General features: G+C 45.9%; 16 protein-coding genes, 1 riboswitch and 1 other annotated feature. Of the genes, 13 read left to right on the top strand and 3 right to left on the bottom strand.

Annotated features, from left to right (window positions below):
* Positions 1-50: 50 nt before the first annotated feature.
* Together ABU165_RS03130 and ABU165_RS03135 are read right to left on the bottom strand one after the other, a co-directional pair.
* Positions 51-1,388 carry a sodium-dependent transporter gene (locus ABU165_RS03130; RefSeq protein ID WP_318059507.1) on the bottom strand — a complete coding sequence of 446 codons (1,338 nt, stop codon included), beginning with the start codon at positions 1,386-1,388 and terminating at the stop codon, positions 51-53.
* Between the two features lie 151 nt (positions 1,389-1,539).
* Positions 1,540-1,760 (bottom strand) — a binding site (T-box leader).
* A 375-nt stretch (positions 1,761-2,135) separates the two neighbouring features.
* Positions 2,136-2,645, bottom strand: coding sequence for a MerR family transcriptional regulator (locus ABU165_RS03135; RefSeq protein ID WP_022544149.1), 510 nt, complete (start codon positions 2,643-2,645; stop codon positions 2,136-2,138).
* 192 nt (positions 2,646-2,837) lie between these two features.
* Between ABU165_RS03135 and ABU165_RS03140 the strand changes: the two genes are divergently transcribed.
* Both ABU165_RS03140 and ABU165_RS03145 read left to right on the top strand, forming a co-directional pair.
* The gene (locus ABU165_RS03140; protein ID WP_009794801.1) at positions 2,838-3,362 is read left to right on the top strand and encodes a type 1 glutamine amidotransferase domain-containing protein; all 525 of its coding nucleotides are present in this window, start codon (positions 2,838-2,840) and stop codon (positions 3,360-3,362) included.
* Between the two features lie 154 nt (positions 3,363-3,516).
* Positions 3,517-3,654, top strand: a riboswitch (FMN riboswitch).
* Between the two features lie 170 nt (positions 3,655-3,824).
* Positions 3,825-4,409, top strand: coding sequence for an ECF transporter S component (locus tag ABU165_RS03145; protein ID WP_022544148.1), 585 nt, complete (start codon positions 3,825-3,827; stop codon positions 4,407-4,409).
* Between the two features lie 223 nt (positions 4,410-4,632).
* On the opposite strand, the gene ABU165_RS03150 is transcribed toward ABU165_RS03145, so the two are convergent.
* Positions 4,633-4,881, bottom strand: a complete 249-nt coding sequence (locus ABU165_RS03150) for a ferredoxin (RefSeq protein ID WP_009794805.1) — start codon at positions 4,879-4,881, stop codon at positions 4,633-4,635.
* Between the two features lie 311 nt (positions 4,882-5,192).
* Between ABU165_RS03150 and ABU165_RS03155 the strand changes: the two genes are divergently transcribed.
* From ABU165_RS03155 to ABU165_RS03205, 11 genes are all read left to right on the top strand, one after another.
* Positions 5,193-6,257 (top strand): YpbB family protein, encoded by a 1,065-nt coding sequence (locus ABU165_RS03155; protein ID WP_009794806.1) that lies wholly within the window; start codon positions 5,193-5,195, stop codon positions 6,255-6,257.
* Positions 6,235-7,734: a RecQ family ATP-dependent DNA helicase gene (locus tag ABU165_RS03160; protein ID WP_318059506.1), complete on the top strand. Its 1,500-nt coding sequence runs from the start codon at positions 6,235-6,237 to the stop codon at positions 7,732-7,734. Before ABU165_RS03155 ends, ABU165_RS03160 begins: the two co-directional genes overlap by 23 nt.
* Before the next feature lie 9 nt (positions 7,735-7,743).
* A complete protein-coding gene (locus ABU165_RS03165) occupies positions 7,744-8,370 on the top strand; it encodes a CPBP family intramembrane glutamic endopeptidase (protein ID WP_009794808.1) in 627 nt (208 codons plus the stop codon).
* Entirely contained in the window at positions 8,348-9,073 is a 726-nt protein-coding gene (locus tag ABU165_RS03170) for a LysM peptidoglycan-binding domain-containing protein (protein WP_224951445.1), read from the top strand. Before ABU165_RS03165 ends, ABU165_RS03170 begins: the two co-directional genes overlap by 23 nt.
* 631 nt (positions 9,074-9,704) lie before the next feature.
* Positions 9,705-10,163: a YpbF family protein gene (locus ABU165_RS03175; RefSeq protein WP_094767139.1), complete on the top strand. Its 459-nt coding sequence runs from the start codon at positions 9,705-9,707 to the stop codon at positions 10,161-10,163.
* A gap of 118 nt (positions 10,164-10,281) precedes the next feature.
* Entirely contained in the window at positions 10,282-10,914 is a 633-nt protein-coding gene (locus ABU165_RS03180; RefSeq protein ID WP_022544146.1) for a CBS domain-containing protein, read from the top strand.
* 57 nt (positions 10,915-10,971) lie between these two features.
* Positions 10,972-11,349, top strand: a complete 378-nt coding sequence (locus tag ABU165_RS03185; RefSeq protein WP_187445348.1) for a hypothetical protein — start codon at positions 10,972-10,974, stop codon at positions 11,347-11,349.
* Positions 11,350-11,376: 27 nt separating this feature from the next.
* Positions 11,377-12,159, top strand: a complete 783-nt coding sequence (locus tag ABU165_RS03190; protein WP_009794814.1) for a metallophosphoesterase — start codon at positions 11,377-11,379, stop codon at positions 12,157-12,159.
* A 100-nt stretch (positions 12,160-12,259) separates the two neighbouring features.
* Positions 12,260-13,165 carry a MerR family transcriptional regulator gene (locus tag ABU165_RS03195; RefSeq protein WP_022544144.1) on the top strand — a complete coding sequence of 302 codons (906 nt, stop codon included), beginning with the start codon at positions 12,260-12,262 and terminating at the stop codon, positions 13,163-13,165.
* A gap of 137 nt (positions 13,166-13,302) precedes the next feature.
* Positions 13,303-13,890, top strand: a complete 588-nt coding sequence (locus ABU165_RS03200) for a genetic competence negative regulator (protein ID WP_148949138.1) — start codon at positions 13,303-13,305, stop codon at positions 13,888-13,890.
* 369 nt (positions 13,891-14,259) lie between these two features.
* The gene (locus tag ABU165_RS03205; RefSeq protein ID WP_009794817.1) at positions 14,260-15,537 is read left to right on the top strand and encodes a Glu/Leu/Phe/Val family dehydrogenase; all 1,278 of its coding nucleotides are present in this window, start codon (positions 14,260-14,262) and stop codon (positions 15,535-15,537) included.
* Positions 15,538-15,621: the final 84 nt, after the last annotated feature.

Genomic DNA, 15,621 nt, shown 5'->3' on the forward strand with positions numbered 1-15,621 from the left:
TGCTTTTTGAATAGCATAAGAAAATGCCAGGGAAATCCCTGGCATTCAGCCTAAAATTTTATTATTCCTGTTCCATTCAGGAAAACAATGATAATGGCTGCAGGAACTGCGTATTTCAGCAGGAGCAGCCAGAAGGCGAACAGCCGCCGGGCCATGCCGGATCCTGCCTGCAGTTCTTTGACCAGTGTGTTCCTGTCCATCCGCCAGGGAACGAAAATAGTAATGAATAAGGCACCTAGAGGCAGGAGGATATTAGAGACAAGATAGTCGGCTGAATCAAAGAACGTTTTTCCGAAGATCAGGATGTCACTCCATTCGCCAAAAGACAGGGCGGAAGGGATGCCGGCTGCAAATATCAGCAGTCCGAAAAGGATGCTTGCCTTTGTTCTGCCTGCCTTTTCGCCCGCAGCCGCCACATTGATTTCCAGCATGGAAATAGCCGAAGTCAAAGCAGCAAAAAAGAACAGCAGCAGGAAGAGTATGAAAAAGAACTCCCCGAAGGCGATTTTGCTGAATATGGCCGGAAGTACAATGAACAGAAGGCCCGGCCCTTCTTCTGGCTCCATGCCAAAAGAGAAAATGGCAGGGAAAATCGCCAGTCCTGCGAGAAGAGCAATCAGGAGCGTCAGCCCTGTGATTGAGAAAGCAGCTTTTGTGATATTTTCCTTCTTGGATAGATAGGAACTGTATGTCACCATTACGGACACGCCTACAGACAGCGAGAAAAAGGACTGCCCCAAGGCGTATAGAAACACATCAGGCGTCATCTTGCCAAAGTCTGGCTGCAAAAAGAATTTGACTCCTTCGATGGCATTATCAAAGCTCAATGACCGTGCAATCAAAGCCAAGAACATGATGAATAATGCCGGCATAAAATATTTGTTGACCTTTTCAAGGCCGCCCTGCACCCCCCGGCTGACAATCAGAACCGAAAGCAGGATGAAAACCAGTTGGGCACCTGCAGCAAGCATCGGGTCGGAAATGGCTTCGCCAAAGACAGCCTCAAAGTTCAGCCCCTCGGTCCACAGCTTTCCGGAAAGGGCATACCAGAGATAAATAAGGATCCACCCGCCAATGACACTATAAAAAGATAAGAGCAGGAAGCAGGCGGCAACACCCATTCTGCCGACCCATGGCCATAGTGAACCTGGAGCAATTGTTTTATAGGCTGCAACTGCCTCTTTTTGAGTGCTTCTGCCAATGACAAATTCGGCAAGCAGGATGGGCAGGCCAATGAATAAAGTGAACAGAATAAAAACAAGGAAGAATGCACCGCCTCCGCCGATCCCTGTCATATACGGGAATTTCCAGATAGCGCCGAGACCGATCGCAGAGCCGGCAGCAGATAGGATGAACCCGATTTTTGTCCCCCATTTTTGTTTTTCCATACTATCACTCTCCTAAAGATTATTTCAGCGGGCATTGAAGCAAATAAAAATCCCTGCATGAATTTCATGCAGGGACGAAAAAAATTCGCGGTACCACCCTCATTGTGAAGAAAATTCCAGGCACAGAAAATAAAAAACGCCCCTGCTTAACAGCAGGGACGATTATATCGCGGTACCACCCATTTTTGTGAAAACATCTTCACCACTTTGTTTGATAACGGTATACACTACCGTTTTCCGCTTTCTTATCCAAGAGTTCACGGAAAATGCTCCAAGGGGAAATTCATGCCATTTCTTTGTACCGGTTTTCACCTGCCACCGGCTCTCTAAAACAGGGAGAAATACATTACTATACCTTTTCAATGCCCAATATTTTTTTACAATACTATCACAGGATCGGAGAAATAAAAAGTTTTTTTTTAGAAATGCGGGAAAGCCTTGTTCTATTAAGGAACGCAGATGCCCGAATGAGTACATGACTGCCCGATTTGGGGAGTGTTTATGTATCCCAGGAGCCTGAATGAGTACATGACCGTCATTTTGCTGGAGAGTCAAGCACCCATAGATCCGGCAGAGTCCTGATTCCTTACTTCAAGCACAAAAAAGAAGAGCCTTTGACCCTGGCAATACATTCCGGCCAGACCCGGTTCCTGGACTGCAGGCTTTTATTCTAAAGGCTTCAGCAGCGGCAGCCTGACGTGCGAAGTCTGCCGCTTTGAAAAAAAAAGCACCGCCCCCGTGGCGTGCTCAAAAACCGAAAAGCATGCTGATAATATTCTTTTTCTTCCAGCTTCTTTTGATCGAAGGATGATCAAAAACAGGGAGCTGATCAGAAGCAGCAATTTGTGATGAAGCTTCGAGCTGAGCTACCTTTTCAGCCATCTGCAGCAGCTGGGTCTTCAGATCTTCAATTTCACGGCGGTGCTGCAGCAGCTGGTAGGAAACGACGTCATCAGCCTTGGAATCAAGCCGGGAATCCAGCTGGGTGACCTTATCTGCCAATTCCTTTATTTGAACAGAGTGATCCTCATTCTGCTGCTTCACTTCCGGTGTTTTTTGGACCGAGAGCTTTACCTCATGGACAAGGGCACCGTTCTGGATCTGGGATTGTATATCTTTCAGGATTTCTAATTGATCTTCCTCAAAATGGTAGTGGCCAAGTTCGTTCCTTCCGACTTCAAGACCGAACTGTTTAACCCAGCGCTGGATTGTGCTCGGCGATACTCCCAAAGAGCTGGCAGCTTTATTTGTATTCATTTTCATCACTCCTTTATCTTACAAATACTGCAAACAGGAAGACATTCCTTCCCTCATGACAAAACAAGTTGGGATTCGGCAAAAAAAGCCAGGAAAAGCCTAAATCTGCCGGGGGGGCCAGGGCCGGAGGGGAGACATGCAGGCAGATTAGGGGTAGAATGACTGTAACCATGAAAAAAGGAGTGCTTATTTATGAGACTGGAAGGCAAAAAAATTATCAGCTTGGTACATCACGAGTTTGAAGACCTGGAGCTTTGGTATCCCATTCTGCGGCTTCGGGAAGAAGGGGCCATTGTAGAGCTGGCAGGTGAAACAGCGAATGAAACATATCTGGGGAAGTACGGGGTCCAGGCGAAGTCCGATTATGCCTATTCAGAGATCTCCGCTGATGATTATGACGCCATCCTGGTGCCGGGCGGATGGGCGCCTGATAAAATCAGGAGGTTCCCGGAAGTTATTTCACTCATCAGGGAAATGGATGAAGCGAAGAAACCGATCGGACAGATATGCCATGCAGGATGGGTGCTTATATCTGCAAAGATCCTTGAAGGCCGCACAGTCACGAGTACCCCGGGAATCAAGGATGATATGGAGAATGCAGGAGCAATCTGGGTTGATGAGCCTGCTGTAACGGACGGCCATATTGTATCAAGCAGGAGGCCGCCTGATCTTCCGGATTATATGCGGGAATTTATCCGGGCGCTTGAGAAGAAGTAGTTAGTGCAAAGCGGGCATCAAGGTCCATAGTGACGATCTGAGTGGGGACTAAGGGATCCGGCAAAAAGTTAGAGCAATTTTCTTCACAAGAGGGTTTTTTTTCAGTATAATAAATTCAGAATTCCAATTAGGGGTTCAAATATAATTTAATATGGTCTATCTTCGGGGCAGGGTGAAATTCCCGACCGGCGGTGATGAGGCAAGTTGCTCTAAGCCCGCGAGCCTGTTTTATTGGGCAGGATTTGGTGAGATTCCAAAGCCGACAGTACAGTCTGGATGGGAGAAGATGGAGGTTCTGCAAACGTTCAAAAGATGCAGGAATTGAACGTTTATTAAGCTTGCCTTTGTAAATTCTCCCTCAAGCAGTTTGCTTGGGGGATTTCTATTTCAATGGCACTGGCTTTTTTTGCCGAACCTTTCTTCTTTAGGTGAGATGGATCCTAAAAAGGAGAGAGGAATAACATGAAGAAATTTTCTATTAAAGCTTTGGTTTCAATTGCAATGCTGAGCAGCATATCATACGTACTGATGCTGCTGAATTTCCCGATACCGCCGTTTCCGAAATTCTTAATGATTGACTTCAGCGACATACCTGCATTGATTGCTGCGTTGATCTTTGGTCCGGCTGCAGGGATACTTGTGGAATTATTTAAAAATGTACTGGATTATTTTATGACAGGAAGCGCCACCGGTGTACCGGTAGGACATTTGGCAAACTTTGCTGCCGGAATCCTTTTCGTGCTTCCAACCTATTATATCTACAATAAACTGAGGACGAATAAAGGCATGACAGCTGCCCTGGTCATTTCAACCTTCATCATGGCAGTGCTGATGAGCATCCTGAATTATTTCATCATTTTGCCTGCCTATACGCTGTTCCTGAACATGCCTGCCATGTCAGCGCCTGAAACGCGCACAATGGTTGTAACAGCCATCCTGCCGTTCAACATCGTAAAAGGCCTGATCATCACCGGGATCTTCATGCTTCTGTTTGCCAAAATGAACCCATGGATCAATAAGCAGTCTGCATACCGCAGTGCTGCATAAATAAAGGAAAAACTGCAGCCTGCACTGCAGTTTTTTTTATGTGCAAATTTAAAGTCAGGCAAGAGAAAGAGCGAGAAGAGCCTGAATCCTTAGGATGCAGACAGTGAACACCTTGTCCTGCGGCAGCTTTTGCAAGACCGATTTCCTAAAGCATGCCTAGTGTCCGGCGGGAGACAAAACATAAAAAAACAGCCTCGAAAAGGAGGCTGTTTTTCAGTGTCTGCTATTCAAATTTAAGGGCATCGCCCTCAAACGGCTCATCCGCAACTTTGATGGAATCAGTCGGGCAGCCTTCAAATGCATCCATCATATCGTCTATTAATACATCAGGAATTTCAACGATGCCTTCATTTTCATCAAGTGTAACAAATGCAATGCCTTCATCATCATAATCATAAATATCTGGAGCAGCAGCTCCGCATGCGCCGCATGCAATACATGTTTCTTTGTCAACAATTGTATACTTTGCCATGTAAAAAACCTCCCAATCAATTAACCGAAATAGTCGCCGTTTCCGCTTTCTGCCGTACGGAAACTCTTTCCTCATACACCTATTGTAAGTGTGCTTTCTTTACTTTTCAATAGAAAATGTATTGAGAATGCTTATCACATCAGGGTTTGCAACATTTAATACCCTGTGTGCATGTTTTAAAACAGCCTGGTTATTTCTAAACATGTTAAAATAATATAAAGGAACAGGCTGCTTAAAAATGTAATATATATTGCCGCTTTAAAGTGTTATATTAGCAAAAAGGCTAAAAATATACAAGCAAGGTGAATTTTATGCCTATTAACTATCTGCAAATGATTATTTTATACTGTCTGGACAAGCTGAACGGCGAGAGGACCATCTATTCGATCTATCATCTGCTGAATGGAAAAAAGTCATCGCAGACAATTCAGGATGCCCATCTATTCCAGCTTGGCGCTTTATTCCAGACTTGCCCTTCACTGGAGAGGGCTGATCTTGATGAGAAGATAAAGCATCTGGAAAAACAAGGCTTGATCCAAGAGAAGGAAGAGCTTCATTACATGGTCACAGACGAGGGAGCTTCAGCCCTTGCTGCCCAGCTGCAGAAAACGCCAATTCCATCATCATTGAATGGGTGGAAGCTTCATGACAAGTCTGCCCTTTTTTGGGAGAGGCTGTCGCTGCTCGTTCAGGTGGTTTCCCAGCTTAGCCATAATAATTCACATTATATTCCGATCCAAAGAAGAAGGGCCGCCCATATTTGGCTGAAAAAAGCCCTGCGCGAAGCGAAGATGGATAAAAAGGCCCTCGCTGCCGGACTTTATGGTGAGCTGGAGGCTTTGCTGGAATCATACAGAGAGACCGATCCTTCTATCATTGTCCTAAGGCTTACTGGTGCCGGCCATATTGGCCTGACATCTGAACAGGCAGCTGAGGCTATGAATTTTGACAGCGATTATTACCGGTTCTGCTTCCTGTCCATCCTGCACTATCTGATTGTTCGCATCATGGAAGACCGCAGCAGCTTTCCTGTCCTCCGGTTATTATTTACCGGCGAAGAGTCATCCATTCCGCTGACACAGTCCGCGCAGAAGACGTATATGATGCTGAAGCAGGGTGTTTGCCTGGACAAGATCATTCAGGCAAGGGGACTTAAAAGAAGCACAATAGAAGACCATATTGTAGAGCTGGCTCTGAATGTAGAGGGGTTCAGCATCGATCCCTATGTACAGGCCGAAAAGCAGGAACTTATCAGGAGTGCAGCCATGAATGCCGAGTCACGGCAGCTTAAGCATATCAGGCGGCTGGCAGGCGGTGCGGAGTATTTTGAAATAAGGCTGGTGATGGCCAAGTATGGCGACGGAAATGATGCTTGAAAAAGAGCTCCATAGATATTTCGGCTTCTCATCTTTTAGAAAAGGGCAAAGGGAGGCCATTTCCTCCATCCTGGATGGACGGCATACACTGGCAATGCTTCCGACCGGCACAGGGAAATCCATCTGCTACCAGCTGCCGGGCTACTTGCTTGAGGGCACTGTTCTCATCGTTTCGCCGCTCCTTTCCTTGATGCAGGACCAGGTAGAACAGATGAAGATGAACGGTGAAAAAAGGGTCGTTGCACTCAACTCATTTTTAAGCTTTGAGGAAAAGCGCTGGGCTTTTGACAGCCTTCAGAGCTTTAAATTCATCTTTATTTCTCCTGAAATGCTTAATACAGCTTCTGTGCTCAATATGATCAAGAAGCTGAGGATTGCATTATTTGTAGTAGATGAAGCCCATTGCATTTCACAGTGGGGCTATGATTTCAGGCCGGATTATCTTCGCCTTGGCGAAACTAGAAAACAGCTTGGCAGTCCGCTGACACTGGCACTGACAGCTACCGCGACACCCGAGACAGTAAATGATATCATTTCAAGGCTTGAGGTGGAAAGCTGTGAGCAGGTCATTTCTTCTGTGGACAGGCCCAATATCAGCCTGACTGTCGAGAAGCACAGCGGCTACCAGGCAAAGGCATCAAGGCTGCAGGAACTTGTTCAGCTGTTCAGCGGACCGGGGATTATATATTTTTCCAGCAAGAAAATGGCCGAACAGGCAGCTCTGTCTCTAAAAGAGAAATGCTCAAAAAAGGTGATGGCCTACCATGGCGGGATGGATCAGGAAAGCCGTATCCTGATCCAGCAGCAATTTGTAAACGGCCAGATTGACATTGTTTGTGCCACAAGTGCTTTCGGCATGGGGATCAACAAAAGCGATATCCGTTTTGTTGTCCACTTCCATATGCCTCTCCAGCTGGAGTCCTACCTGCAGGAGATCGGGCGGGCCGGAAGGGATGGCAAAGCAAGCGCCGCCGTCCTTCTTTGGGCGCCGGGTGATGAGCAGCTGCCCCTGCAGCTTGCTGAAGCTGAGCTTCCTTCTGAACACCAGGTTGATTACGTTTTCTCCTTGCTTAAAACGCAGGGGCTTGGCGCTTCAGAGCTGTCAGAGAATGAAAAAGAATTCCGCCTGCCTGCAGGGCTGACCGACATCCAGTGGCGGGTGCTGACCGAGCTTTCTGACAGGCTGCGGGATGAGGGAGCGGACAATCTTCCTGGCAGGATCAATGAGTTTCTCCGCAGAAGGGTCCTTATAAAAAACGGGCAAATTGCGGAAGTGGGCCGCTGGATCCATTCGAAATCATGCCGGAGGGAAAAAATCGCAGAATATTTTCAGGAAGGCAAAAAGCCTGAAAATCTTTCCTGCTGCGATATTTGCGGTCTGGATCTGGAAAAATATTTTGGACAGGCAGAGGAATCTTCCGGACTGGCCAGGGCTGGCTGGAAAGAACTCCTTGCCGGAATGCTAATCAATAAGTGAGCGATCATAATGAAAAAAAAGCATATGGAAATAATCAAGGAATTATCCGATAAAGACCTCTTGTTCCACTTGTATGCAACACAGCTGCTGCTTCTTGCGATATCCGCGATTCTTGGCTTTATATTATTTAATGATTTTTCTTCCTTTTTCGACTTGTTTTTTTGGGAAGATTTAAATATTTTATATATAGGGGCAGGTGCCGGAATTGCGGTTGTTCTGGCAGACCTGCTGTTGATGAAAATCGTTCCTGCTTCTTACTATGATGATGGCGGCCTTAATGAACGGATATTCCGGAACCGGAACCCTTTGCATATTGCTGTCATTGCAGCTATTGTCGCTTTTTGTGAAGAGCTGCTGTTCAGGGGGGTCATTCAGACTCACTTCGGGCTGCTGGTTTCAAGCATTATCTTTGCAGCTGTCCATTATCGCTATTTATTTAATTGGTTCCTGTTTGTCAATATTATCGTATTGAGCTTTTTAATCGGGATCATTTATTTAAAGACAGGCAATCTAGCTGTCACGATCGTAATGCATTTTCTGATTGATTTTTTACTGGGCATCTCCATCAGATATCGGAAGCAGGACAATATAGAGGAAACAGGAAGGGATTTGGATGAACAGAGAGGATCCTTATAGAGACCAGGCCGAACGCCTGCGAAAGAAAATAGACGGCGGTACAGAACAAAAGGACAGAAAGAAAGAAGCGCTCCCCCCGAGGAGCAGCCTTCACCATCAAAAGAAGAAAAAGACTAAATGGAAGCTGAAATATCCGGTCATGAGCCTGCTGGCCATCTTCTTTATTCTGCTGCCCATTGCAATATTCAGCATATATACCTCCATGGACAATGAGCCTGGCGGAGAGGCTGCAGAAGCAAGCAAGACGAGCTACGAGACGGTGGACTTTGGCGAGACAGCCGATGAGCCGGCGGCAGCAGGGGAGCAAACGGCGGAAGAGGAGAAACAAGCTGCAGCTGGCGAAGAGCAGGCAAAAGATTTAAATAAAGATACCGCCCAAGAAGAAAAACAGGATTCAAGCACTTCAGAGCTGGAGAAGAAATCATCTGATGCAGCGGCTGTTGAAACTGGTGCGAAAGAACCGGAAAATACAGCAGATAAAGAAAAAGCTGCCGGTGAGGTCCAGGCCAAGCCCGCACCTGAACAGAAGGAAACCTCTGGAGAGTTCGTTACACACACAGTACAGCCGGGCGAAACGATGTTCAGAATTTCAATGAAATACTTCAAGTCACAGGACGGGATAGAAATCATCAGGCAGGCAAACGGTCTGTCCGGCAATGAAATCCACGTGGGACAAGTATTGAAAATACCGCAAAACCAGTAATGCCGGTACCTTGAAGGGCCGGTTTTTTTGTTGTTTGCAGCGAATTGGAACCTTCTGTGCGGACAAAAGGAGTCAGAGGGTTTTAGTGAAGCGGACTAACACCCTCTGTGCGGGAAAAAGAGAAACAGAGGGTCTTAGTGAAAGGGACTAGTACCCTCTGAACGGGAAAAAGAGAAACAGAGGGTCTTAGTGAAGCGGACTAGTACCCTCTGTAAGGAAAAAAGAGAAACAGAAGGTCTTAGTGAAAGGGACTAGCACCCTCTATGCGGAAAAAAGGGAACCAGAAGGTCTTAGTGAAAGGGACTAGCACCCTCTATGCAGAAAAAAGGGAAACAGAAGGTCTTAGTGAAGCGGACTAGCACCCTCTATGCGGAAAAAAGGGAACCAGAAGGTCTTAGTGAAAGGGACTAGCACCCTCTATGTGGAAAAAAGGGAAACAGAAGGTCTTAGTGATGCGGACTAGCACCCTCTATGCGGGAAAAAGGGGAACAGAGGGTCTTAGTGAAGGAGACTGGCACCCTCAGTTATTTACAATGCGTCTTATGCTTGCCGGGGCTGACCAAGCGCCATCCGCCTTTCGATAGAATATCCCCCCGGACAAACTCATATAATGGCAGGGGAGGGGGATTGTATGGAAACAACAATTCAAATGCTGGATGAGCGGACAGATCAGGCTGCAAGGCAGATGCTGCAGAAGGTAGTAGAGCGGAAACGCAAGTTTGACAAATACAAAGCCAGACATCTTGCAGTCATGTGGGCAGGGGTTTTTGTGTCCTTTTTTTATCTGATTTATTTATATTATACGGTTATGGAACCCTATTCGTATTCGTTTGCTAGCATGTTTTCCGCCTTCGCATCGAACAGCGCCAATCTTTATTTGCTCTTTTTAGCAGGAGGGCTTTACGGGACAATGAATCTTTTTAAGGAGAAAAAGGACAAGGCTGAAAAGGAATATCATGCACTGCGATGCGAAATCGTGGACAGAAGCAAGGATCTCTGGAAAAAGGAAGAGGAATGGAAAAACCGTCATATCGTATTCGAAATGATGAAAAAAAACTATGATATAAATCTTTACCATGAAAATAAATAGCTGGGAAAAGATCAGCATCACAGAATTGCCTTTAATTAAAAATAAGACACCCTAAAATAAAGGAATCTGGCAGAAAACAGGGAATATATATGGATGTCAGTTTTTTGGGGGGATGGCCATGTTTGTCAAAAGCGTTATGATTCCTAAACACTCGTGCTATACGATAGGCTCCGATGAGACGCTGCAAAGTGCTCTTGAGCAGCTTGAAAAGCATCAGATCGACGGCCTGCCGGTGCTGGATGGAGAGAAATATGCCGGCATCATCACGAGGTACGGAATTTATGAAAGCTATTTTAATTCCAATCAGGAAAAAGAGACATATTTAGAAGGGACAAAGGTCAGGGACATTGCGGATCATAGGGAAGTGGTCCTCCGCGGCAATGAGATTTTTGAAAGGCTTCTCCTTGACCTTAAAGACTTCCCGCTGCTTGCGGTTGTGGATGCATCAGGCAAATTCCTCGGCGTAGTGACCCGCTTCGATGTTATGGTCCAGTTTCAATCGGCATTTGGAACCAACCGTCCCGGGGTAAGGATTGCTTTTACATCGGTCGAAACAGAGGGAAGGATTGCCAGGCTTTCCGAAATTGCCAGGCATTTCCATGAACATATCATTTCTCTAGTTACATTCGACGAAACAGATAAGCTGGTCCGCAGGATCGTCATGAAAATAGAAAAGAAAGATAATATTGATAAATTCATCAAGAAACTGGAGGAATCCGGATTCAGGGTGTTGGATATTCATGAAGATTAGATAAGTAAAGCACAAACACTGCCCTCTTTCATACATTGGTGTGGGAGGGATTTTTTTGTGCTTTTCTTTATGATCAGGCTGCTGTCGGGTTTTTTCAGCGGCTTTCTATTTATGATTTGGCTGCCTGTTTCACTTCCGGCTAAGCCTGGTGCCGCACTGGCACAGCTGCTTTTAAGCCCCGGGGAATTCCTGGCAGCTGCATTTGCCTTCAGCATCAGCTTTATGAGTTTTGCCTCATGCCTGAAAGCGGGACTTGAAACCGGAAGGCGGCTGGGTGGCAGGGCAGCGTCAGGGTTTGTGGCCGCAGCCGGCATCACAGCTTTGCTGGTCTGCTTTCTGGGATTATTTTTTATGGGGTTTTGGAAGGCATTCCTGCTTTTCATTTTTTCCTTTTTATATGGTATTATTTCTATAGACTTTTACCGGAAGCGGTAAAAACAGATTGTTACTTTGGGAGCGGGTATGGACATTTATATTTTTGCAATCATCATAATCCTCGTGTTAATTGGAACCTGCCTCCTTGGCTATATGGCAAAAGAAGCCTTTCAGGACAGGGTCATACATAATGAACTGGAGTTTGAAGATTTCCCGGCAGGGTTCGGAAGCGTCACAATTTTCTTCATTTCCGATATCCACCGCCGCAAAGTTTCAGATAAGCTGCTGGAACAGGTCAAAGGGAAAGCAGACTTGGTTATAATAGGCGGAGATCTGGCTGAAAAAGGAGTGCCCTTCTCCTTAGTGAAGGAGAATATTGAAAAACTAAAAACAGTCGGTCCGGCTTACTTTGTCTGGGGCAATAACGACTATGAGCTTGATCATAGGGAGCTGGATGCGCTCCTGCTGGAAAGCGGTGTTAAAATACTGGATAACACAGCTGTTTCTTTCGAAGCAGAAAATGGGGATACCATGATCCTCATGGGTGTGGACGATGTCGGGAAAGGGAGGGACCGGCTGGATCTGGCTCTTCAGGATGCCGGGCCATCAGGCTTCAGGATCCTCGCCTGCCATAATCCTTCCATCATAGGGAAGATTGAGAAAAGACATGAAATCCGGCTGGTATTAAGCGGTCACACCCATGGAGGACAAATACACATTCTAGGTTACAGCCCTTATGAAAAAGGGAAAGTAAAAACAATGGATAGGGCAACTCTGCTCATCAGCAATGGATATGGAACTACTGCGCTTCCTTTGAGGCTCGGTGCCAGGGCGGAAACCCACTTAGTCCGTCTTGGCCGTAAAGGCTGATTTAACAAAGGGTATCCATAGCCTATACAAAGTTTACACACATCCTAAGGGTACCTATAATGGATGTATGGAACTGTACGCTGTAAACGGAGGATAATAAATGGCCAATCAAGAAGGAAAATATAACATCAAAGCTGTCTCTAAGATGCTCGGCATCCAGCCGGGCACCTTAAGAGCCTGGGAAAGGCGCTATCAGATGGTCGCACCTAAGCGGAACGAATCCGGCCATCGCCTTTATACAGAAGAACATGTCAAGACGCTGAGATGGCTGCTCAGTAAAATCGATCAGGGATTTACAATCAGCCAGGCAGTATCCCTGCTGGAAAATAATGTACTTGAATCAGACCCTGAAGCTCCAGCGGATGGAGGGAATCATGCTGAAATCCTGGGGGACAGGCTCCTTGATGCATTGCTTCAATTCGATGAATCCAAAGCACATGATTTGATTAATCAGGCATTCAGTTTATATACGATTGATAAGGTTCTGGTTGATATACTGGGCTCTTTATTGGTCAAGATAGGAGACTTATGGGAAAGAGGCGAGATTACCACTGCCCATGAGCATTTTGCTTCTTCTATCCTGCGGTCAAGGATCGGCATCATCCTCCACTCTTTTCCCCATAATTCAATCCTGCCAAAGGCAGTGGCTGTGTGCGGGCCAAACGAGTGGCATGAATTGGGCTTGCTCATTTTCACGCTGTTCCTGAGGAGGAAGGGATTTGAAGTTGTGTATCTTGGTGCCAGCATTGCCGAAAAAGACATTGATGTGGTCATTGAAACAGTGAACCCCAAATTTCTGTTCTTTTCTTGCACTATGAAGGAGAACCTTCAAGGAACGCTTGAATTAGCTGAGAAACTGTATTCGGAGCATTCAGGACTGAGCATCGGGCTCGGAGGTTTTGCAGTGGAGCGGATGCCGCGGGAAAAGAAAGACAAATATGCCTCCTATATTTTAGGGAATAGTAAAGATGAATGGGAACGCTGGGTAAAGGAACAAATGTCCTGAACAAAATACGAATCGGCCTGATCAGTCAGGTCATGCATCTTCGGCTGAAACCGGCTGAATAAATAGTAAGACGACTCACCATCTTTTATAACCTTCATACACTAAACTAAGAGTTGGTCACGGCAGGGGGCATTGTCATGCGCTTGGAAAGGTTAAACTACAATAAAATCAAGATTTTCCTGACTTTAGATGACTTAACAGAACGGGGCCTGACAAAGGAAGATATTTGGAAGGACTCCCTTAAATGGCATCAGCTTTTTCATGAGATGCTCGAAGAAGCCAGTGATGAATTTGGTGTAGACATTCAGGGTTCTGTCGCGGTGGAGATATTCTCCATGCAGGCCCAGGGCATGGTAATGATTGTGACCATGCAGGAGCAGGAGGATGAAGAAGAAGAAGACTTTCTTCTTTCTGAAGGCTTTATTGACATGCAGGTTGTAATTGATGACAACGAAGATCTCCTTTTTGTTTTTAATGATGTGGAGGATGTCATCCAGCTTTCCACAAGGCTGGCCGGTATGGGATTGAGTGGCGGAAATCTCTATCATATGGAGGATCGCTATTACTTATTGTTCGATGATATCCTGGCAGAAGATGCTGAAAAGCTCGCCAGTATGCTTGCTGAATATGGAAGCACATCCCTTATCACCCGCTGGAGGCTTCTGGAGTATGGCAAGGAAGTCATTGCGGACAGCGCAATTGAAACTCTGAGCCGCTATTTCTGAGAATACAAAGGCTGGAAGATGCTCTTTGTTTGAATGGAACCATTTTCCCGGGAGAATACAATAGAAGAAGACAGGTTGGGATTTTATGATGACAGCCTGTCTTTTTGTGCGTCCATAAACTTTTTTGCTATAGCTTTGAGCCCATTTTTCAGATATCGTAAATATGGCGTTTTTTTTACGCGAATAAGGGAAAAGTGTTAATGTTGAAATAACTGAAAATTCCCATTATATCAGTGTTGACAGCGTTTTCAACAAGTAATCAAAAAATGCCGAAAAGTGCATTTTTCTTCTTGCATAAATCAAACAAAGGTGTATACTATGTCATGAATACGGACAAAATGCAAAGTGATTTTTTTAGGAGGTTTACAAATGGTAGCCGAGAACGGTACTGGAAACACAAATAAAGAAGACAAACATGACGTTTTAAAGTCAACTCAAACTGTTATTCATAAGGCTCTCGAAAAGCTTGGATATCCTGAAGAGGTATATGAACTGCTGAAAGAGCCGATCCGCATGATGACAGTTAAAATACCTGTCAGAATGGATGATGGGTCTGTTAAAGTCTTTACTGGCTACCGGGCACAGCATAATGATGCTGTTGGGCCGACTAAGGGCGGCATCCGCTTCCATCCGGGAGTAACGGAAAAAGAGGTGAAAGCCCTTTCCATTTGGATGAGTCTTAAGTGCGGCATCGTCGATTTGCCTTATGGCGGCGGAAAAGGCGGGATTGTATGTGATCCCAGAGATATGTCCTTCCGTGAGCTGGAAAGGCTCAGCCGAGGCTATGTCCGTGCAATAAGCCAGATTGTGGGTCCTACCAAAGATATTCCGGCTCCAGATGTATTTACCAACTCTCAAATCATGGCTTGGATGATGGACGAATACAGCAGAATAGATGAATTTAACTCTCCTGGCTTTATTACAGGAAAACCGCTTGTACTAGGGGGCTCTCATGGAAGGGAATCAGCAACTGCGAAAGGCGTCACCATCTGCATCAGGGAAGCTGCCAGGAAGAAAGGCATCAACCTGCAGGGAGCGCGCGTCGTTGTACAGGGCTTCGGAAATGCCGGAAGCTTTCTTTCCAAATTCATGCATGATGCCGGTGCGAAGGTTGTGGGCATATCTGATGCCTACGGCGGCCTGCATGATCCCGAGGGGCTTGACATTGACTATCTGCTTGACCGCCGTGACAGTTTTGGGACGGTAACCAAGCTTTTCAATAATACAATTACCAACAAAGAGCTATTGGAACTGGATTGCGATATCCTTGTTCCTGCTGCCATCGAAAATCAAATTACCGAAGAAAATGCCCATAATATCAGGGCAAGCATCGTAGTCGAGGCTGCTAACGGGCCTACTACCCTCGAAGCAACCCAGATACTGACAGAAAGGGGCATCCTGCTCGTGCCGGATGTTCTGGCCTCTGCAGGGGGAGTGACCGTATCTTACTTTGAATGGGTTCAGAATAACCAGGGCTATTACTGGTCTGAAGAAGAAGTGGAAGAAAAACTTGAGAAGATCATGTGCAAATCATTCAATAATATTTACGATACGGCACAGACAAGAAGAGTGGACATGAGGCTTGCTGCATATATGGTTGGCGTCCGCAAAACAGCTGAAGCCTCCAGATTCCGCGGCTGGGTGTAAGAAGAAGCTCATATCATTGAATGTTTCAATAAAATCTCCTATCATAAATTGATGGGAGATTTTTTTTCCGATGTGAAGGATAAA

It is taken from the genome of Cytobacillus sp. T106 (assembly GCF_040492155.1).
Taxonomy (GTDB): domain Bacteria; phylum Bacillota; class Bacilli; order Bacillales; family Cytobacillaceae; genus Bacillus_AB; species Bacillus_AB infantis.